The organism is Leisingera sp. ANG-M1, assembly GCF_000813745.1.
GTDB lineage: Bacteria > Pseudomonadota > Alphaproteobacteria > Rhodobacterales > Rhodobacteraceae > Leisingera.
The window spans coordinates 18,586-37,937 of the sequence record NZ_JWLC01000019.1 but is presented as its reverse complement, the minus strand read 5'-3'; the positions used below and the strand labels follow the sequence as shown (position 1 = coordinate 37,937).

The 19,352-nt window shown below is 63.7% G+C and carries 16 protein-coding genes; 6 read left to right on the top strand and 10 right to left on the bottom strand.

Translation table 11 applies throughout. From position 1 onward, the window contains the following. Window positions 1-12: 12 nt before the first annotated feature. From nuoK to RA19_RS16175, 7 genes are all read right to left on the bottom strand, one after another. A complete protein-coding gene (gene nuoK, locus RA19_RS16205) occupies window positions 13-315 on the bottom strand; it encodes an NADH-quinone oxidoreductase subunit NuoK (RefSeq protein WP_039164473.1) in 303 nt (100 codons plus the stop codon). Further along, window positions 312-863 carry an NADH-quinone oxidoreductase subunit J family protein gene (locus RA19_RS16200; RefSeq protein WP_039164471.1) on the bottom strand — a complete coding sequence of 184 codons (552 nt, stop codon included), beginning with the start codon at window positions 861-863 and terminating at the stop codon, window positions 312-314. The genes nuoK and RA19_RS16200 overlap by 4 nt, the downstream gene beginning before the upstream one ends. Window positions 864-919: 56 nt before the next feature. Continuing rightward, window positions 920-1,363 carry a CBS domain-containing protein gene (locus tag RA19_RS16195; RefSeq protein WP_039164469.1) on the bottom strand — a complete coding sequence of 148 codons (444 nt, stop codon included), beginning with the start codon at window positions 1,361-1,363 and terminating at the stop codon, window positions 920-922. A gap of 63 nt (window positions 1,364-1,426) precedes the next feature. Beyond that, window positions 1,427-2,005, bottom strand: coding sequence for a 4Fe-4S dicluster domain-containing protein (locus RA19_RS16190; RefSeq protein ID WP_039164464.1), 579 nt, complete (start codon window positions 2,003-2,005; stop codon window positions 1,427-1,429). Window positions 2,006-2,020: 15 nt separating this feature from the next. Further along, window positions 2,021-3,007, bottom strand: coding sequence for an NADH-quinone oxidoreductase subunit NuoH (gene nuoH, locus RA19_RS16185; RefSeq protein ID WP_039164463.1), 987 nt, complete (start codon window positions 3,005-3,007; stop codon window positions 2,021-2,023). A gap of 224 nt (window positions 3,008-3,231) precedes the next feature. Further along, window positions 3,232-4,167 (bottom strand): aminotransferase class IV, encoded by a 936-nt coding sequence (locus RA19_RS16180; protein ID WP_039164462.1) that lies wholly within the window; start codon window positions 4,165-4,167, stop codon window positions 3,232-3,234. A 158-nt stretch (window positions 4,168-4,325) separates the two neighbouring features. After that, on the bottom strand, window positions 4,326-5,468 hold the full coding sequence (locus RA19_RS16175) for a mandelate racemase/muconate lactonizing enzyme family protein (RefSeq protein ID WP_052261832.1): 1,143 nt from the start codon (window positions 5,466-5,468) through the stop codon (window positions 4,326-4,328). A gap of 166 nt (window positions 5,469-5,634) precedes the next feature. Here RA19_RS16175 and RA19_RS16170 point away from each other — a divergent pair, with 166 nt between their 5' ends. Genes RA19_RS16170 through RA19_RS16160 form a run of 3 tightly spaced genes read left to right on the top strand, consistent with a single transcriptional unit; the run spans window position 5,635 to window position 9,782 of the window. After that, window positions 5,635-6,999: an FAD-dependent oxidoreductase gene (locus RA19_RS16170; protein WP_052261831.1), complete on the top strand. Its 1,365-nt coding sequence runs from the start codon at window positions 5,635-5,637 to the stop codon at window positions 6,997-6,999. Window positions 7,000-7,050: 51 nt separating this feature from the next. Continuing rightward, entirely contained in the window at window positions 7,051-8,589 is a 1,539-nt protein-coding gene (locus tag RA19_RS16165; RefSeq protein ID WP_052261830.1) for a BCCT family transporter, read from the top strand. 56 nt (window positions 8,590-8,645) lie between these two features. Further along, window positions 8,646-9,782: a mandelate racemase/muconate lactonizing enzyme family protein gene (locus RA19_RS16160; protein ID WP_039164460.1), complete on the top strand. Its 1,137-nt coding sequence runs from the start codon at window positions 8,646-8,648 to the stop codon at window positions 9,780-9,782. A 2-nt stretch (window positions 9,783-9,784) separates the two neighbouring features. On the opposite strand, the gene RA19_RS16155 is transcribed toward RA19_RS16160, so the two are convergent. The 3 genes from RA19_RS16155 to RA19_RS16145 all read right to left on the bottom strand — a co-directional run bounded on the left by RA19_RS16155 (window position 9,785) and on the right by RA19_RS16145 (window position 15,310). Then, entirely contained in the window at window positions 9,785-10,432 is a 648-nt protein-coding gene (locus tag RA19_RS16155; protein WP_039164453.1) for a GntR family transcriptional regulator, read from the bottom strand. A 79-nt stretch (window positions 10,433-10,511) separates the two neighbouring features. Next, window positions 10,512-12,926, bottom strand: coding sequence for a GcvT family protein (locus RA19_RS16150; RefSeq protein ID WP_039164450.1), 2,415 nt, complete (start codon window positions 12,924-12,926; stop codon window positions 10,512-10,514). Then, window positions 12,923-15,310 carry a GcvT family protein gene (locus RA19_RS16145; RefSeq protein WP_039164448.1) on the bottom strand — a complete coding sequence of 796 codons (2,388 nt, stop codon included), beginning with the start codon at window positions 15,308-15,310 and terminating at the stop codon, window positions 12,923-12,925. The genes RA19_RS16150 and RA19_RS16145 overlap by 4 nt, the downstream gene beginning before the upstream one ends. 99 nt (window positions 15,311-15,409) lie before the next feature. On the opposite strand from RA19_RS16145, the gene RA19_RS16140 reads away from it, so the two are divergent. The 3 genes from RA19_RS16140 to RA19_RS16130 all read left to right on the top strand — a co-directional run bounded on the left by RA19_RS16140 (window position 15,410) and on the right by RA19_RS16130 (window position 19,318). Beyond that, window positions 15,410-16,375 (top strand): LysR family transcriptional regulator, encoded by a 966-nt coding sequence (locus RA19_RS16140; protein ID WP_052261829.1) that lies wholly within the window; start codon window positions 15,410-15,412, stop codon window positions 16,373-16,375. A 100-nt stretch (window positions 16,376-16,475) separates the two neighbouring features. Next, entirely contained in the window at window positions 16,476-18,008 is a 1,533-nt protein-coding gene (locus tag RA19_RS16135; protein ID WP_039164447.1) for a trimethylamine methyltransferase family protein, read from the top strand. Further along, entirely contained in the window at window positions 18,005-19,318 is a 1,314-nt protein-coding gene (locus RA19_RS16130) for an aspartate aminotransferase family protein (protein WP_039164446.1), read from the top strand. Before RA19_RS16135 ends, RA19_RS16130 begins: the two co-directional genes overlap by 4 nt. Window positions 19,319-19,352 lie beyond the last annotated feature (34 nt).

Genomic DNA, 19,352 nt, shown 5'->3' with positions numbered 1-19,352 from the left:
AACTCCACCCGTTCACCCTTTCAAAACAGTCAGCTCATCCACTTCCAGCGAATGCTTGTTGCGCAAAAGCGCGACCAGAATCCCCAATGCCACCGCCACCTCGGCAGCAGTGATCGCAATGACAAAGATCGCGATAATCTGGCCGCGCAGGTCCTGCAGCACATGGCCGAAGGCGACCAGGTTGATGGTCACGCTGTTCAGCATCAGCTCCAGCGACATCAGCACAATCAGCACATTGCGCCGCAGCAGAACCCCGGCGCCGCCGATTACAAACAGCACGGCGGCCAGGATCAGATACCAGGAGGTGGGGATCATCGCGCCGCCCCGCGCGGCTCCTTGCGCGCCGCCTTTGCAGCGCTTGCGCCGTCTTCGCGCGCCAGCACCACCGCGCCGATCAGCGCCACCAGCAGGATCACCGACGCAACTTCAAACGGCAGCAGATACTCCTGGAACAGCAACAAGCTGAGATCCGCCACCGAGGGCTGCTCCAGAACCGGCTGCCCCGGCCCCATCACCGCATGCAGCCGGGTGCTGTGCAGCAGCAGCGCAATCATCTCGCCCGCCAGCACAGCGAGCACAACAAGCCCCGGCAGCAGCGGGCCGCGCAGGAACCGCACCTGCGCCTCTTTGCGCACATCCAGCATCATGATGACAAACAGGAACAACACCATGACCGCGCCGACATAAACGAAAATCTGGATAACGGCGAGAAAGGGCGCCCCCAGCAGCACGTAAAGCGCGGCGATCTGCACTAAGCAGGCAACCAGGGCCAGGGCGCTGTGGATCGGGTTGCGGGCCAGCACAACCAGCAGCGCCGCCGTCACCGCCACCGCCGCAAGCAGCAGAAAAAATGCCTGTTCCATCAATGCCCTCCCTGTATGTGATCTCCCGCTCTTCTGTCTGCCCACCCACGCAGTCTTCAGGCGCTATAGCCGGTGCCGTCGATGTATTTCAGCAGCTCTTCTTCCTCGCGCATGATCTCGTCGAGCCGATGCTTGACCACGTCGCCGATGCTGATCACGCCGCACAGCCCTTCGGCATCGCAGACAAGCATGTGGCGGCTGCGCTTTTTGGTCATCAAAGCCATGATCTTGATCAGGTTGTCATCCGGCGCGCAGGTAACCACCTCGGTGGTCATCACATCGCGCACCGGCGTCTGCCGCCCGGCGCTGTCCGGGTCGGCCAGCGCCTTGCAGATTTCCCGTTCCGAAACTCCGCCCAGCGGCTCGCCGCCCGCACCTTTGACCACGGCAAAGCCGATCTTTTTGTCATTGAACAGCTGCAGCGCCGTCAGAACGCTGTCGTCCGGGGCCACTGTATAGGTTTCAAACCCCTTGGCCCCCAGCACCGCTTTGACATACATTTGCGCCCCCCTCTTTACTGCGGCGGCCGCGCCCGTCTCAAAAGACGCCCGCCGCAACCAAATCTACTTTCCCTTCCGGATGTGCCGCCACCAGTCTTGGCCCTGCGACTTCGCCCCTGCAGCTTCCACCGAACGCCCGCTTCCATCCGGCTGCAGACGGGCAGGCCGCAGCTGGCCGCCGTCCTCTGCCTTGCGCGGCGCGGCCACCAGATCCTCCAGATGCACCACCAGCTTGGGCCGGTCATCGCAGGCGACCTCATATTCTTGACCTAGTTTGATTGCGTCCGCCGGACAGGCGTCCTCGCACAACCCGCAGTAAAGGCAGCGTGCCAGGTTGATATCGAACACCTGCGGGCGCCGGTCGCCCTTCTCGTTTTCAAAGGGAATGACGGTGATGCAATCGCAGGGGCAGATCTGCGAGCACAGCTCGCAGGCCACACAGTTCACGTCGCCCTCCTCGTTGGTCTTGATGAAGTGATGGCCCCGGTGGCGCGGGTACGGCACCCATTTTTCGTGGTCCGGGTAGCGGTGGGTGACCGGGTGCGAGAACATATAGCGCAAGGTCAAACGCAGCCCAGCCAGCAGATCGGCAAAGAAGATCCTGCCGATCCAGCCTGATTTTTTCACCGATGTCCGTGCCATTTCATTTTCTCCGGATCACAGCATCCACAGGCCGCTGACCAGGATGTTCAGCAGCGAGAGCGGCAGCAACACCTTCCATCCGATGGTCATCAGCTGGTCATAGCGGTAGCGCGGGAAGGTGAAGCGGAACCACATGAACACCCAGACAAAGAAGCCAACCTTCAGCAGGAACCACACGGGCTCCGGCACAAACGGCGGCGCGCCGTTCCAGCCGCCGAAGAACAAGAGTACGTTGAGCGCCGCCAGCATCACCACCACCAGGTATTCCGCCAGCATGAACAGCGAAAACCGGATGCCGCTGTATTCGGTGTGATAACCCGCGCCCAGGTCGCCCTCGGCCTCGGGCAAGTCAAAGGGGATGCGCTGCGCCTCGGCCAGACCGGCCACGAAGAAAACGAAGAAGCCGATGGGCTGCAGTACGATATTCCACAGGCCTTCCTGCGCCGCCACGATCTGACTCAGGTTCATGGACTGTGCCAGCATCACCACGCCGATCACCGAAAACCCCATCGGGATTTCATAGGAGATCATCTGCGCGATTGACCGCAGGCTGCCCAGCACCGCGTATTTACTGTTCGACGACCAGCCCGCCAGGATGGTGCCGAAAACGCCGATGCCGGAAACCGCCAGGATGAACAAAAGCCCCACGTTCATGTCCGAGATCATCAGCGTGACCTCCTGCCCGAACAGCTGCACCGGCGTGCCAAAGGGAATGGCGGTGAACACCAGGAACGGCGGCACCAGCGCCACCACCGGCGCCATGGCAAACAGGCGGCGGTCGGCATCGGCCGGGATGTGGTCCTCTTTGGTCAGCAGCTTCAGCGCATCGGCCAAGGGCTGCAGCAGCCCGTGCCATCCCACCCGCATCGGCCCCGGGCGCTGCTGGATATGGGCGGCAATTTTGCGCTCCATCCAAGTGAGCGGCAGCGGCAGCAGCAGCAGCACGCCCACCACGATGGCCATTTTGACCAGCATTGGCAAAAGCGTCAGGAGGCTGTCCATTGCACGCTCCTTCTCTCCCGGCAGGTGTTGCACCGCAGGCTTGTCCGCTGTCAGAATGTGCGGCAGCGCCTTGGGCCAGAGGCCTAAGAGGAAGGCAAGTCTTTGAAATTGCCGCAGAGGTTTGCGAACAAATCCATTAAAACGGGACTGATAATAGCAATTTTACGGCGATTTTGCAAAACCGAGCCAGATGCACGCATCCCGGCGGCGGCCAGGCCGGGATTCTACAGCCCGGTACCGGGCACGCTATCCGACAGGAAATTCAGGTACTGGGCAACGTAATCCATGCCGGCAACTTGGGCGAAACCGTCCATGATGCGCTGCGTGACCGGTCCGGGCACACCCGATGAAAATGCATGTCCGTTCAGCGAAGCCACCGGGCAGGCGCAAAGGCTGGTCGAGGTAAAGAACGCCTCCTGCGCCTGCAGGGCGGTTTCCAGCGGCAGATCCGTTTCGCGCAAAGGAATGCCCAGATCCCGGCACAAATCACTCACCACCTGGCGGCTGACGCCGGCCAGCACGAATTCGGTTGCCGGTGTCATCACCTCGCCATCCTTGACCACAAAGAAATTGCACCCTGCGCCTTCGGCCAGGTTGCCATTCTGGTCGGGCATCAGCGCCCAGGCGCCGGGATAGGCAGCCGAAATTTCCTTCTGCGCCAGGATCATGTTGAGGTAGTTGTTCGTCTTGGCATTGGGCGAGATGGCCTGCGGCGCAATCCGGCAGCGTTCTGCAATACGCGCCTCTATACCATGTTTGAAGAAGGGCGCCCGCGCCCTCAGCGGGATCGGGATGCAGTCGATCACGACCGTGGCGCCGGTATTGCGCGCAGGCTCTCCGTCAAAGCTCTGCAACCCGCTGGTGACACGGATCGTTACCCAGTAATCTTCACCATCGCGCAGCATCGGCAGGTTCGCCGCCACCAGGCGCTCGGTGGCATCAATGAACTCCGCCCGGCTCATTCCGGCATCGATCCTCGCATAGGCAAGGCTGTCCAGCAGCCGGTCGACATGCTCGGCGAGTTTGAACAGTATGCCGCCAAAGGTGCGCGCAGTGTCGAACACGCTGTCGCCATAGACCAGCCCCATGTCCCGGATCGAGACAGAGGCCTCTGTTTCCGCCAGGATTTCGCCGTTCACATAGGCAAACCGTTCAGACATATGCGCATTCCTCTCTGCCAGGCTGTTCCAAATCAGCAGGTTGCACGCCCCTAATCAGGCACGTTTGCGGCAGGAATGACGCTCCTCTTTCAGTCTCCGGTGTTTTGCCATGTTTATAAGGCGAAGCCGCTGGTCAGCTCCGCCTTCCCTGGTGCCGTTCACTCATGCACATCGATCTTGAAAATTGTCATGTCCTCGACCGCGTCCCAGTCGATTTCCAGCCCCAGACCCGGCAGCGAGGACGCATTCACATAGCCTTCGCTGTCCACTTCGATCCGTCCCAGCGCGTCGACCTGGAAATCGGCATATGGCACCGGCATCTCGAAATAGTCGCAGTTATCATGCGCCAGCATCAGATGCATGTTGGCGGCCATCGACAGGGCGCAGCCCCAGCTTTGGAATTCGACGTTGAAGTTGTTGGCCTCGGCCAGCGCCATCACCTTGCGCGAGGGCGTGATGCCCCCTGCGGTGGTTGCATCGATACGCACCCCGTCCCAGCAATCGTGCCGCATGGCATGGGCGATGCTGGGCAGGTCGACGATGGTATTGCCGCCCGGCAGGATCGGCAGTTCTGTACGGCGGCGCAGCTCGCGGTAGCCGTCCAGATCGTGATCCGGGAACGGCGCCTCCAGCCAGACATAGCCCATTTCATACATCGCCCGGGCCACTTTCAGCGCGCCCTTGTGGCTGTAGTAGGCATCAGCGTCGAACATGAAGTCGAGCCCTTTGCCGCCATGTGCCTCATGCACCCGGCGCATCATTTCGATGTCGGCATCCGGCTCGCATTTGTAGTGGAACTTGAAGGCGGAAAATCCCTGCTCCTGCAGCTCGCTGATGTGATCGACATAGGGTTCCGGCCCGTCGAACACCTGCATTGAAGCATAGGCCTTGACCCGGTCGCGGGCGCCGCCAAGGAACATATAGAGCGGCATGTCGGCGCGTTTCGCGGCCAGATCCCACATCGCGATGTCCAGCCCGGCTATTGAGGTGTTGGGGATCGACAGGCGGCGCAGCTGCATCCATTTCCAGATGTCCTCGCGCCGCAGCGCCTGGCGGCCCAGGAGGCCCTTCAACAGCGGCCGCATGCCCTCGGCCACGGCGCGGTCGAAATCATGCTCGGTGCAGGAGAATACGCCGCCTGCCCCCTCGTAGCCGTCCGAGGTGGTGATTCGGGCGATGGTATTGGTGGTCAGCAGCGCCGGCATGGTCGGCGACCAGGAGAATTTCGGGATCCCGGTCTTCACGACATAGACCTGGATTCTCTCGATCCTGCCAAAACGATCTTCTGTCATTTCAGTCATTTACGCGCCCTCACATGCGGCATGGTGAACCTGGTGCGCCGCTGGGGCGCGCTTTCCAATTATGACAAAACATCTTGCCCATCAATAGATATATCAGTTAATGCGCCAATTGATCCAACCTGTCCGGCGGGCCCAATGGCCCCGGATGCAAGCCAGGGAGAGCCCGATGAGTGAGTTTGAGAGCCAGTGGCAGCGCACCTATGTTGAGCAGGCCGGAAGCGGCCTGCCGGTGTTTGCCGATGTCGACGTTGTTGTGGTCGGCGGCGGCGCGGCCGGTGTTGCCGCGGCCGAGACCCTGGGCCGCAAGGGCCGCTCGGTGCTGCTGATCGAGCGCTACGGCTTCTGCGGCGGCGGCGCGGTGGCGGGTCTCTCGGGCACCATCTGCGGCATGTTCCTGTCGACAGAAAACGAAAAGGCAGCGCCCGAACAGGTGATCTTCGGCTGGGCCGAGAAATTCCGCGCCGCGCTTGAGAGCCGCAATGGCGTCAGCGGCCCGCAGCGCTATGGCAAGACCTTCACCGTCACCCACGACCCGCTGGTCTGGCGCGAGGTCGCCGACGGTTTCCTGTGCGAGGCCGGCGTACAGATCCTCTACCACTCCCAAGTCGTTGGCGTGCTGATGGAGGGCGATGCCTTTGGCGGCGTCATCGTCAACTCGAAATCCGGCCTGGCGCAGGTCCGTGCCAAGCGGATCATCGATGCATCAGGCGACGGCGACGTGATCCACCGCGCAGGCTTTAAGACCACCAAGGGCAACAACGGCGCGATCCAGAACCCGACGATGATTTTCCGGATGGGCGGCATCGATGTGGACCGCTTCAGCGAATATTGGGGCGAAGACACCATCAGCCCGCAAAAGGTGATCGACCAGCTGATCGCTGCCGACCCCGAAGGTGCCCGCCTGCCGCGCAAGAAGATCTGGATTTTCCCGACCACCCGCCCCGGCGAGCTGATGGTCAACGCCACCCGCATCCTCGGTTTCGACGGCCGCGACCTCGATGTGACCAATCCGGTGGATCACTCCGAGGGCGAGCTGGTCGCCCGCCTGCAGGTGCGCGAATACGCCGACTTCCTGCGCCGCCACATCCCCGGCTGCGAAGAGGGCTACGTGAACGACACCGGCGTCGAGATCGGCATCCGCCAGACCCGCACCGTCACCGGCATCGCCACGCTGACCAATGACGACGTGCTGGGCCGCGCCAAATCCGCCGACGCCATCGCCCGCTCGCCCTGGCCGATCGAGCTGCACGCGGGCACCAAGCCCAAGGTCGAATGGCTGTTCGATGATACCTACGAAATCCCCTATGGCACCCTGGTGCCGGTGAAGGGCGAGAACATCATCGTGGCGGGCCGCTGCCTGTCGGCTGAGCATGAGGCCCTGGCCTCGGCCCGGGTGACGGCACAGTGCTTCGGTTACGGCCACGCCGCGGCGCTGGCTGCGGACCTTTCCATCAAGGAAAACATCGCCATCCGCGACATTCAGGGCGCCGACATCCGCACCCTGCTGAACCAGGAGGGCGCACGCCTGTAACGGCGCCCTCTACCCCCATCCCCGAAACGCGCATTAGGGAGGAGAAACCTTATGCCGACCCCCAAGCTCGACCGCATCACCTTTGCGGCGACGTTCATAGCCCTGTTCGCAATCTGCGTTCCGCTGATCCTCTGGCCCGACGCCAGCGGCGCCGTGCTGGGCGATCTGTTCAACTTCATGACCAAGACCTTTGGCGTGACCTACCTGTGGGCCGGACTTGGTTCGCTGGTGTTCCTGAGCTGGCTGGCGTTCGGCCAGCACGGCCGCACCCGCCTGGGCGAGCACACCCCCGATTTCTCGACCTTCAGTTGGGCAGCGATGCTGTTCTGCGCAGGTATCGCCTCCGGCATCCTCTACTGGTCGGTGATCGAGTGGAACTACTACTACAACTCGCCCCCGCTGGGCATCGAGGCCCGCAGCGAACGCGCCGCCGAATGGGCGGCAATGTACGGCATCTTCCACTGGGGCGTGACCGCCTGGGCCTTCTATGCGGTGCCCACCGTGATCATCGCTTACAGCTATTATGTGCGCGGCATCCACGTGCTGAAGATCTCCGAGGTGTGCCGCGGCTTCCTGGGCGGTCTGGTCGACGGCCCGCTGGGCAAGCTGATCGATATCATCTTCATGTTCGGCCTCTTGGGCGCGGCGGGCACCTCGCTAGGCCTCGGCACCCCATTGATCGCGGCCGGCGTCACCCATCTGACCGGGATCGAGGACAGCTTCGGCCTGAAACTGACCGTGCTCCTGGCCTGCACCGCGATCTTTGCGGTAAGCGTCTGGTCCGGCCTGGAAAAGGGCATCAAGCTCCTGTCCAACCTCAACACCGGCCTGGCCCTGGCGCTCTTGGCCTTTGTGCTGATCGTCGGCCCCACCGCCTTCATGATCAAGACCGGCACCAATGCCATCGGCCTGATGCTGCAGAACTTTGTCCGCCTCAACACCTGGACCGACCCGGTCACCCAGTCGGGCTTCCCCGAGGGCTGGACCATCTTCTACTGGGCCTGGTGGATCGTCTATGCCCCGTTCATGGGGCTGTTCGTGGCCAAGATTTCGCGCGGGCGCACGATCCGCGGGCTGATCGGCGGCATGCTGTTCTTCGGCACCGCGGGCTGCGCGGTCTACTTTGCCATCCTCGGCAACTACGCGATGGATCTGGAGCTGACCGGCGCCTATGACGTTACCAAATCGCTCGGCGAAAACGGCGGCCCGGCGACCATCATCAACGTGATCGCCACCCTGCCGCTCTCCGGCGTGATGGTTGCTGTCTTCTGCATTGTGGCGCTGGTTTACCTGGCCACCACCTTCGACTCCGCCTCATACACCCTGGCCGCGGTGACCAGCCAGAACCTGGAAGAGGATCAGCACCCGGCGCGCTGGAACCGCCTGTTCTGGGCCTTTGCAGTGGCGCTCTTGCCGATGGCGCTGATGTTTGTCGGCGGCCTGAAGTCGGTGCAAAGCGCCTCGGTTATTACCGCGCTGCCGATGATCGTTCTCTTGCTGGTGATGGTGCTGAGCTTCATCCGCGACCTGAAGGGCACCGCGCCTCAGGCGCAGGCTGCAGCGCAAAAAGCCGTTCAGCCGGCCGAATGAGCTAAGATAACCGGGCGGCCTTCGGACCGCCCGCGACCTTTTCGAAAGATACCCCCATGCGCATCACCGACATCGGCGTCATCGAACTTTACGCGGCCAAGCCCGACGGCCAGGACGCGCATGACACGGCCTATTCCACCTGCCTGATCCGGATCAGCACCGATGACGGGCTGATGGGCATTGCCGAAATCGACACCATCCCCTCGATCGCCAACGCGATCATCTCCGCCCCGACCCGCTCGCCGCTGCAGCGGGGCCTGCGCGAAATCCTGATCGGCAAGGACGCCTCGGATATTGAAGCCCGCTGGCAGGACATGCTGGAGCAGACCAGCTTCATCGGCCGCCGCGGGCTGGTGATGCATGCGATCTCCGGCATCGACATCGCGCTCTGGGATCTGAAGGGCAAGGCCGAGGGCAAATCCGTCTCCGAACTGCTGGGCGGGCGCAAGCACAGCCGGGTGCCCGGCTATGTCACCATCTACCCGCTCGGCCGCTGCCCAGATGACGCACGGCGCAAGCTGGACCGCGCGGTTGCCGCCTATAACCCTGTTGGCATCAAGATCGCTGCCGACCGATTCTGGCACGAGGACCCGGCGCTGGCCGAGCTGCTGATCCGCACCGCCCGGGACCATCTGGGCAAGGATTTCCCGCTGATGGTCGACGCCATCACCGCCTTTGACACGGTCGAGGACGTGAACCGGATGCTGCCGGTGCTGCATGATTGCGGCATCCACTGGCTGGAGGCGCCCTTACCGCTGGATGACATCGACGGTCACGCGCTACTCAAGGGCTGCGGATTGCCGGTGGGGGTGGGTGATCTGGGCCTCACCGCGCCGCTGGAGTGGCGGCCATTCTTTGAAGCCGGCATTGTCGACATCGCCCAACCCGACCTGTCGCACATCGGCGGGCTGACCGGGCTGGTCAAGCTGCAGGCAATGGCGGCGCGCAATGGCTGCACAAGGATCGCGCCGCATGGCTGGAACTCCAACCTGACGCTGGCCGCAAACCTGCATGTGCTGGCCAGCCGCGATCCGCTGGAGATGGCCGAGTTCTCCACCTCGAACTCACCGCTGCGGTGGGCGGTGACCCGCGAGGACATCCGTTTTGACGCGGACGGCCACCTGCCGGTGCCCGAAGCGCCGGGCCTTGGCATGCGCATCGACTGGGAGCGGATCGAGGCCTTCCGTCCCTAACCCTACCCCGCCGCCGGACGCAGGCCGCGTGTGGCCTGGGTGAAGCCTTCCAGATAGTCGATCAACGCATGCGAGGCCGCGCCTGCCGCGGCCTTGTCGCCGCGGCTCACCGCCTCAAGCACCGCGGCATGCAGCGCAGCGGCCTTCTGGTAATCCTCAAAGGTGGCGTGAAAAAACCAGAACCGCCGCGACAGCCCCTGCACCGGGCGCATGGCGCGTAACAGGAACGGATTCTCGGCGGCGTCTGTCAGGGCCAGATGGGCCGCGCGCAGACTGGCCAGGAAATCGGTTCGGTTGCCGACATTCTGCGCAGCTTCCGGCATTGCGGCGGCCAGCGCAGCCATCGCTTGGCGCTGTGCCTCGGTGGCATTCTCGCAGGCGGACTCGACACAAAGCGCCTCAACCGCCCGGCGCACCCTGAGCAGCTTCTGCTGATCCTCGGCACTGACCGGCGGCACAAAGATGCCGCGGCGCGATTGGATCTCCACCAGCCCCTCATGCGCCAGCTTCTGCAACGCCTCGCGCACCGGAGTGCGGCCCAACTGCAGCATCTCCCCCAACTCGCGTTCGGTATGCAGGCTGCCGGGGGCCAACTGGCCGATGACAACCATGGCTTCCAACGCCTCATAGGCCTTTTCTGTGTCGGTCAAGCAGGACTCCGATCAGTTCATATATCAGGGAGCCCCACCTTTACCCCGTCAGGAGGCCAGCCGCCAGACCAGGCTGGATTTATCCTTTCAACCGGCTGTTCTCCGGGTCAAATGGCGGCTTTTCCAGCACCCGCGCAGGCAAGCGTTCTCCCAGCAATTCCACCGTCAGCCCCTCGCGGGCGCTGCGGTCGCGCAGATAGGCCAGCGCCAGTGTCTTGCCGGTTCGGTGGCCATGTGCGGCTGAGGTTACAATGCCCACCACCCGATCACCCTGCAGCACGCCATGGGCATAATAGGGATCCACATCCTTGGCCTCGACCTCCAGCAACACCATGTCCCAGCGGTCGTCCGCCTCCATCCGCTGCGCCAGCGCTTCCTTGCCTGTGAACGCATGATCCATCTTGATCATGAAGTCCGCGCCGGTCTCGGCCGGAGTGCGCTCGGTGGTGAAATCAGCGCCCCAGGCGCGGTAACCCTTCTCCAGCCGCATCGCATTCATCGCATAGGCGCCAAAGAAGCCCAGCCCGTGCGGTTTGCCTGCGGCCTCCAGCGCCAGGAACAGGTCTTGCATCCGGCTTGCTGCGACATGAAGTTCCCAGCCCAGCTCGCCAACATAAGACACCCGCAGAGCGCGCACCGGAATACCGGAAACTGTGATCTCGCGCACGGACAGCCAGGGGAAACCTTCGCCAAGGTCTGCGTCAGTCAAACCGGCCAGCACATCGCGCGATTTCGGGCCCATCAGCCCCAGCACACCAAAGTCTTCGGTCACCCGGGTGATTGTTATGTCGAACCCCTCGGAGCGCGCCCGCAGCAGATCCCCGTCCATTTCCTCGGCAGCGGCTGCGCAGGTCAGGTAGATATGATCTTCGGCCAGAACCGAGACCGTGAACTCGGATTGCGTCCCGCCGGCCGGGGTCAAAGCGTGGGTCAGGCCGATCCGCCCTGCCCTGGGTGTACGATTGGCGCCGATCGAGTCGACAAAAGCGCGCGCACCCGGGCCAGTCACGTCGAATTTCGAGAACACCGACATATCCGCCAGGCCCACGGATTCAGTCACGGTCCGGCATTCCTGCGCCACCGGTTCAAACCAGTTGGAGCGGCGGAAACTGGGCACTGCCTCGTCGCCCGGCTTGTCCGAAAACCAATTCGGCCGTTCCCAGCCATAAGCCGCGCCCATTACCGCGCCGCGCTCCACCATCAGATCATGGATCGGCGATAGCCGTTTGCCGCGGGCCGCGGGACGTTCCTCATGCGGGTAATGCACGCCAAACTGCAGGCCAAAGCATTCGATGGCTTTCTCCACCCGGTAATCACGGTCGGCCCAGCTGCCGAAGCGGCGGCTGTCCACTGCCAGCGCATCCATTGGCGGCGCGCCGTGCGTCATCCAATGGGCCAGAAACCAGCCCGCGCCGCCGCCCTCCATCACCCCCATCGACGAGCCGGTCAGCAGCCAGGCATTCTCCAGCCCATGTGCCGGGCCGATCAGCGGGTTGGCATCCGGGGTAAAGGTGATCGGGCCGTTCACCACCGATTTCACCCCGCCGGTTTCCAGAGCCGGGATGCGCTCCATCGCGGCCATGATGATGTGCTCGACCCGGTCCAGATCCGGCGGCATCAGGTCGGCGCCAAAGTCCGGCGGGCAGCCGTCGATCGACCAAGGCTGAGCGTCTTTCTCGTAAGGCCCAAGGATCAGCCCGTCGCGCTCCTGGCGCACGTACCAGCTTTCCTCCGGATCGCGGATCATCGGCAGTTCGGGCAGGCCCTTGGCGATGCGGTCCGCCACCGCAGGCACAGTGTCGGTCACCAGATACTGGTGCAGCACCGGCACCGAGGGGATGTTGAGCCCCATCATATGCCCCACTTCCCAACCCCAGGTGCCGGCCGCATTGACCAGGTGACGCGCGCGGATGGTTGTCTTCTCGGTCTCCACCACCCAAACGCCGTCTTCGCGCCGGATCGACGACACCGGGTTGTAGCGCAGGATCGTGGCGCCATTGGCCCGCGCCGCCTTGGCCATCGCATTGGTCGCCAGCGAGGGGTCCACATGGCCGTCGTCCGGCTCGTAGATCCCTCCAAGGATGCCTTCGGTGCGGGCCAGCGGGTGCAGCCGCTCAACATCATCCGGCGTCAGCATCTGCAGGTCATAGCCGGTAAAGCGGCTGAGCCCCGCCACATGGGCAAACTCATCCATCCGGTCTGGGTTCGAGGTGATCCGCATCGCGCCCGAGCGGTGGAAGCCGCATGTATCGCCGGTCTCCTCCGGCAGGATATCCCGGTACAGCCTTACAGAGGTTGCCCGCAGCTCTTGGATGGTCGGGTTATGGGCGAAATGGGTGCACAGGCCAGCCGCATGCCAGGTGGAGCCGTGGGTGAGGTCGTTCTTTTCCGTCAGCACCACATCGGTCCAGCCAGCCTTGGCCAGGTGGTACATCAGTGACACCCCCATGGCGCCGCCGCCAATGATCAGGACATTTGCGTTTGTGGTGGTCATGCTTTCATCCGTTCGCCAGAGGGGTCAAAGGGCGGGCGCCGCAGCGCCTCGGCGGCGTAGCACTGCCCTGCGATTTCGATTTCAAACTGCCGCGCGCAAGTCTGTGCCAGGGTCTCGCCTGGCTGCATCTCCACCAGCGCCAACGCCAGGGTGAGGCCAGTGCGCGCGCCGCGACCGCCGGAGGTGGTGAAGCCCACGACGCGGCCCTCTTCCAGAACCGGCTCGTCATGCAGCACCAACGGATGGCCGGGCAGGTTGAACAAGACCATCCGGTGGCTTAGGCCGTTTGCTTTCTGGGTTACCAAAGCGTCTTTGCCAAAGAAATCCGTATCCCAAGCAACGGTGAAGCCCAGCCCGGCCTCAAGCGGTGTTATCTCCGGCCCCAGGTCATGGCCCCAGGCGCGGAAACCCTTTTCGATCCGGCAGGCCTCCAGCGCGAAATGGCCCATCGGCCGCACCCCGGCTTCTTTCAGCGCGTCGAACACCGTGCCTGCGGAGATCGCCGGCACCGACAGCTCCCAGCCGAGCTCGCCAACAAAGCTCACCCGTGTGGCCCGCAGCGCCTGCCCGGCAACCGTTGCATCGCGGGCGGTGGAGAAAGGAAAAGCCCACCAATCATCAGAGCTTAACCCCTCCAGCACCGCCCGCGCGCCGGCGCCCATGACGCCGATCACACATTCTTCTTCGGTTACATCCGTAACCTGCACATCGCGGCCGACCGCATGGCGGCGCAGCCAAGCCAGGTCCTTGCGCCGGGTTGCCGCCCCGGACGTCACCCGGAAACGATCCTTTGCCAGGCGGGTGATGGTCACATCCGCCTCGATCCCGCCCTTGGCGTTCAGCATCGGCGTATAGACCGCCCGGCCCGGCTCCACGTCCACGTCGCCCGCGGCCAGATACTGCATCAGTGCGACGGCCTTGGGGCCCTGCACATCAAACTTGCCGAATGGGGAGAGGTCGAGCATCACCGCGCCCGCATCCATCACCGCTGCCTCGCGGCAGGCAATCGGGTACCAGGGCTGATCGCCGACCGAGTAGGGCAGGCTGCGCTCGCGGACGTCCTGCGCGTACCACAGCCCGCGCTCCCAGCCTGCGGTCAGACCGAAATGCGCCCCTGCCTCGGCCCAGCGGTCATGCAAAGCCGACTTGCGCAGCCCCCGGCCCGCCTTTGGCTGTTTGAAAGGCCAATGCAGGGCAAAAGCATCGCTGACCGCCTCTTCCATCCGGGTTTCGATATGAGCCTGCCCGGCGGCCAACGGGTCAACACGGGCGATTTCCACTTCCCACAGGTCCATCGGCGGCTCGCCTGCCAGCATCCAATCCGCCAGCACCCGGCCCACGCCGGCCGAGGACATCACCCCAACCGAATTCATCCCCGCCGCCACATAAAGCCCGTCCACCTCCGGCGTCTGACCGATCAAGGGCCTTGTGTCGGCAGTGAAGCTCTCAGGCCCGTTCATGAAATGCTGTATGCCAGCGCTCTCCAGCCCCGGCACCAGCGCCAGCGCCGCCTCCATGAAGGGCATGAACTGATCCCAATCCTCGGGCATTTCCAGGAACGGGCGGTCGCCTTCGGGGCCGTAGGCATCCCAGACCTTGGCCTGCGGTTCAAAGCCGCCGAAAACCAGCTTGCCCGCGTCGCCCTTCACATAGATGCCGCGGTCCAGGTCGCGCAGCACCGGATAGGGATTGGGCAGACCCTGCATCGCCTCGGTCACCACATACATGTGCTCCACTGCCTGCAAAGGCAGCGCCACCCCGGCAGCATCGGCCAGGCGTTTCGACCAGGCCCCGGCACACAGCGCCACCTGATCTGCCAGCAGCTCCGTCCCATCCGCCAGGCGCACGCCCTTGCAAGTGCCATTCTCCACCAGCAGCGCCTCGACCTGCACACCTTCGCGGATCATCGCCCCCTTGGCGCGGGAGGCCTTGGCATAGGCCATGCACAGGTCGACCGGGTTCACATTGGCGTCTTCCTCGACCCGCAGGGCGCCCACGACCCCTTGCAGGTTCAGTCCGGGCACGTCGATCCCGTCTGGCCCGACGATGGAGGGCGTCAGCCCAAAATGCCGCCCCAGCGCAGCGATCCGGTGCAGCTCATCCATCCGGACCTCTTCACGGGCGATCCAGTAGCCGCCGGTCTGGCGGTAGCCGGTCGACAGGCCTGCCTCTTCCTCCAGCGTCGGAAACAGCTTTCCCGCATACATCGCCAGCTCGGTCATGTTCGGCGTCGCCCGCAGCGGCCCGACGATACCCGCCGCATGCCAGCTGGTGCCGCTGGTCAGCTGGTTGCGCTCCAGCACCGTGACCTCGGCCCGCCCGGCCAGATGATAGGCCAGCCCCAACCCGATCGCCCCGCCGCCAATGATGATGATCTGCGCCATGCACGGCCCCTTCGATGTTTGACGCAGGATTGACTTGTGCGCGGGTGCAGCACAAGAATTTGCTCCGACAATTAGAAAGACTAATGAAAGTCAGAAATAATGAAGAAAACGCAGGCGGAATCGGATGTTAACCTGCTGCGCGCGCTGGAGGTGTTCATGGCCGTGGCCGATTCCCGCCATGTCACCGCGGCGGCGGCGACGCTGGGGATGACCCAGTCCGCGGTCTCCCAGCAGCTGAAAAAGCTGGAATGGGCACTGGATGCGCCACTGTTCAACCGCTCCCGCCGCCCGCTGGAGCTGACCCACGCAGGCGAAATCCTGCGCCGCCGTGCCTTCCGGATCCTTAGCGAAGTGGAGGATCTGCGCTCCGAGCTGCGCTACCTGCAATCAAGCTCAATGCCGATCCTGCGGGTGGCCTTGCTGGCCTCCATTGCCACCACCCTCACCCCCGGCCTGCTGGACATGGTGCGCAGCGGGCTGGGCATCCCGGAGCTGAGCCTCTCGGCCGGACTGGCAACAGATCATCAGGCGGCGCTGAATGCCCGCAGCATCGACATCGCCATCACCTCGGACCCGCAGTTTGATCTTACGGATTATGATTGCACCCCGATCCTGGAAGAACCGTTTTTCCTCGTTCTGCCAAGTAATTACGACGGCCCCACCAATGACATTCACGCCATCAGCGAACGCCTGTCCATGGTCCGGTTCAGCGCCGACGCACCGGTCGGGCGGCGCACCGACCAGCACCTGCAGCGCTGCCGCCTGGACCTGCCGCGGTCGATGGAGGCAGACCGGGCCTCGATGGTTGTCGCGGGCGTCATCACCGGAAAATGCTTTGCCATCCTGACGCCCTCGCTGCTGATCGACGCAATTGCCGAAGGCATGGCGCTGCGCATCGCGCCGCTGCCCTTTGCCGGGTTCAAACGCTCCATCGTGGCAATTTCGCGCGCCGGGCAGCTGGGGGATATCCCGGCCAAAGTTGCGCAGGAAAGCGGCCGCCTGATGCGGCAGAGCTTTGAACGGCTGATGCCGCAGGCGGCGGGCAGCGTTATCTACCCTTCCTAATCCGCATCATTAATGCAGCTAATGTTGCGTGGTTTTGCTGTGCCGGCCGCAAAATCCTTGCCATGTCTGATACAAGACGTGACCGCAACGGAGGCCCTGCATGGCCCGCACATCCACCCGCCGCGCTGGACGGCAAGAGCGCATGGCTGCCCGCACCGCGCAAAGCACGCTGGCGGCGCCATATACGATCCGGCAGACCGGGCTGGTCAGCCTGATCAGCGACGAAGCCGTCGCCATCATCGAGGGCAACGCCGACCGGATCCTGGATGAGATCGGTATGGACTTCCGCGGCGACCCGGAAACGCTGGAGCTGTTCAAGAAGCACGGCGCGAGGGTGGACGGTGAGCGGGTGCGGTTCGATCCCGGCTGGTGCCGCGAGAAGATCAAGACGGCGCCCAGCGTTTTTACCCAGCACGCCCGCAACCCGGCCCGTTCGGTGCAGATCGGCGGCGATGCGCAGGTCTATGCCCCGAGCTTCGGCCCGCCTTTCGTGCACGACATGGAAAAGGGCCGCCGCTACGCCACGCTTGAGGATTTCAAGAACATCACCAAACTGCACTACAGCCTTGGCGCGGTGAACCACTCCGGCGGGGTGGTGGTGGAACCCGTCGATGTGCCGGTCGAACTGCGCCACCTGCATATGGCGCACACGCACCTGACGATGAACGACAAGCCCTTCATGGGCGCCGTCACCGCCCCGGAACGCGCCCGCGACACTATCGACATGTGCCGCATCGCCATGGGACGGGAGTTCGTCGACAAAAACTGCGTGCTCTATTCCGTGGTCAACACCAACGCGCCGCTGGTGATGGACGAAACCATGCTCTGGGCCTTGAAGGAATATGCCCAGGCCGGGCAATGCACTGTGGTCTCGCCGTTTGTTCTGGGTGGTGCGATGTCACCGGTTTCGGTCGCGGCTACCCTGGCGCAAGTTCTGGCCGAGGTGATGGCCTCTGTCGCGCTGATCCAGTTGATCCGCCCCGGCGCACCCGCGGCCTTTGGCACCTTCTTCTCGCCGATCAGCCTCAAGACCGGCGCGCCGACATTCGGCACGCCCGAAGGCACCCAGTTCCAGATGTGCGCCAAGACGCTGGCGGACCGGCTCGGCCTGCCTTTCCACTCAGTCGGCGGGCTGACCGCGGCCAAGGTGCCGGACGCACAGGCCGGTTACGAAAGCCAGGCGCAGCTGATGGGCGCGGTGCTGGCCGGCGTCAATTTCATCATCCATGCCACCGGCTGCCTGGAGGGGCTCTTGACCACCGGCTACGAGAAGATCGTGATGGACGCCGACCGCTGCTCGGCCATGCAGCGCTTTATCAAGGGCGTTGATTTCTCGGAAGCGGCACAGGCGATGGACGCATTTTTCGAGGTAGAGCCGGGCGGCCATTTCCTGGGCGCCCAGCACACCCAGGACAATTACCAGACCGCCTTTTGGATGGGCGATATGTCCGACAACGGCACTTACGAGCAGTGGAACGCCGAGGGCGCGCTATGGCAGCACGAACGTGCCAGCGCCCGGGTGAAGCAGCTGCTCAACGACTATCAGCAACCAACAATGGACATCGCAACACGCGACGCGCTGGACGACTTCGTCGCCCGCCGCACCAAGGAGATCGAGGGAGGAAAGACATGACCCTGCACACGGATTGGACCCTGAATGAGACCGCCGAACGGCGCGACAATTACTACGCCGCAAGCCAGCGCAAATTCATCCCCTTCAAGGCCCCGATGGTCTTCAAGAAGGGCTCGATGCAGTACCTGTGGGATGTGGAGGGGCGCAAATACACCGACCTTCTGGGCATGAATGTCTGTATCTCAGTCGGCCACAGCCACCCCAAGGTGGTTGCCGCGGCGATGGAGCAGGCGCAGGAGCTGACCCATTGCACCACCATGTTCTATCACCCGGTGCCCGCCCATTTTGCCGAGGAACTGGCGGCCACCATGCCGAACCCGAACGGCGATATTGAATGGGTTGTGCATTTCACCAACTCGGGGTCTGAGGCGGTTGACCTCGCCATGACCATGGCGCGCAGCTACACCGGCAACCTGGACCTGCTGGCGCTGCGCTCGGCCTATCACGGTCCCACGGCAGCGGCGCAGTCGATCACCGGCATCTCCGGCTGGCGCCATCCCGGCATGCCCGGCAACGTCGCCTTTGTCGCCGAGCCGCACCAGTACCGCGGCATCTTTGGCGAGAAGGCAGGGGCCCAGCCTTATCTCGATGAGATCGAGCGCACCATCCACACCGCCACTTCCGGCCGGGTTGCGGGCATGTTCATCGAAAGCGTGCAGGGCTACGGAGGCATCGTTGAAATGCCTAAGGGCTACATGACCGGCGCCGCCGAGCGGGTGCGCGCTGCGGGCGGGCTGCTGATCGCCGATGAGGTGCAGGCCGGATTCGGGCGCACCGGCGACCACATGTGGGGGTTCGAGGCCGATGGCGTTATCCCCGACATCGTGGTGATGGCCAAAGGCATCGGCAACGGTTTCCCGCTGGGCGCCGTGGTGGCTCGCAAGGAAATCGCCGCTCCGATGGCCGAGAAGTTTATGTTCCACACCTATGGCGCCAACCCGACCTCCTGCGCCGCCGGCCGTGCCGTGCTGCAGGTTTTGAAAGAAGACAACGTTCAGGAGAACGCCCGCACCGTTGGTGCCGCGCTTCTGGAACGTCTGCATGCGCTGAAAGAGAAGTACCCGGCAATCGGCGATGTGCGCGGCCGCGGTCTGATGCTGGCGATTGAGATGGTCAAGGACCGCAAGACCAAGGAGCCCGACCCGCAAACCACCGCCGCAGTGTTCGAGGCGACGCGCGAAAGCGGGATCATCCTGTCGAAGTCCGGCGCCTATCAGTCCTGCCTGCGCATGGTGCCGCCGATGTGCCTGTCGCTGGAGGATGTTGACCACGTGCACGACGGCCTCGACCGAGCCTTTGGCAGCCTTTGAACCCCGGTCCCTAGGTAAAGAGGACCGGAGCTTT

What these genes read in the sequence shown, in the direction of transcription:
- nuoH (WP_039164463.1), bottom strand. Translation starts at nt 3,007, where the DNA reads ATGGACAGCCTCCTGACGCTTTTGCCAATGCTGGTCAAAATGGCCATC.
- RA19_RS16160 (WP_039164460.1), top strand. Translation starts at nt 8,646, where the DNA reads ATGCGCATCACCGACATCGGCGTCATCGAACTTTACGCGGCCAAGCCC.
- RA19_RS16140 (WP_052261829.1), top strand. Translation starts at nt 15,410, where the DNA reads ATGAAGAAAACGCAGGCGGAATCGGATGTTAACCTGCTGCGCGCGCTG.
- RA19_RS16130 (WP_039164446.1), top strand. Translation starts at nt 18,005, where the DNA reads ATGACCCTGCACACGGATTGGACCCTGAATGAGACCGCCGAACGGCGC.
- RA19_RS16145 (WP_039164448.1), bottom strand. Translation starts at nt 15,310, where the DNA reads ATGGCGCAGATCATCATCATTGGCGGCGGGGCGATCGGGTTGGGGCTG.
- RA19_RS16150 (WP_039164450.1), bottom strand. Translation starts at nt 12,926, where the DNA reads ATGACCACCACAAACGCAAATGTCCTGATCATTGGCGGCGGCGCCATG.
- RA19_RS16200 (WP_039164471.1), bottom strand. Translation starts at nt 863, where the DNA reads ATGGAACAGGCATTTTTTCTGCTGCTTGCGGCGGTGGCGGTGACGGCG.
- RA19_RS16170 (WP_052261831.1), top strand. Translation starts at nt 5,635, where the DNA reads ATGAGTGAGTTTGAGAGCCAGTGGCAGCGCACCTATGTTGAGCAGGCC.
- RA19_RS16195 (WP_039164469.1), bottom strand. Translation starts at nt 1,363, where the DNA reads ATGTATGTCAAAGCGGTGCTGGGGGCCAAGGGGTTTGAAACCTATACA.
- RA19_RS16190 (WP_039164464.1), bottom strand. Translation starts at nt 2,005, where the DNA reads ATGGCACGGACATCGGTGAAAAAATCAGGCTGGATCGGCAGGATCTTC.
- RA19_RS16180 (WP_039164462.1), bottom strand. Translation starts at nt 4,167, where the DNA reads ATGTCTGAACGGTTTGCCTATGTGAACGGCGAAATCCTGGCGGAAACA.
- RA19_RS16175 (WP_052261832.1), bottom strand. Translation starts at nt 5,468, where the DNA reads ATGACTGAAATGACAGAAGATCGTTTTGGCAGGATCGAGAGAATCCAG.
- nuoK (WP_039164473.1), bottom strand. Translation starts at nt 315, where the DNA reads ATGATCCCCACCTCCTGGTATCTGATCCTGGCCGCCGTGCTGTTTGTA.
- RA19_RS16165 (WP_052261830.1), top strand. Translation starts at nt 7,051, where the DNA reads ATGCCGACCCCCAAGCTCGACCGCATCACCTTTGCGGCGACGTTCATA.
- RA19_RS16135 (WP_039164447.1), top strand. Translation starts at nt 16,476, where the DNA reads ATGGCCCGCACATCCACCCGCCGCGCTGGACGGCAAGAGCGCATGGCT.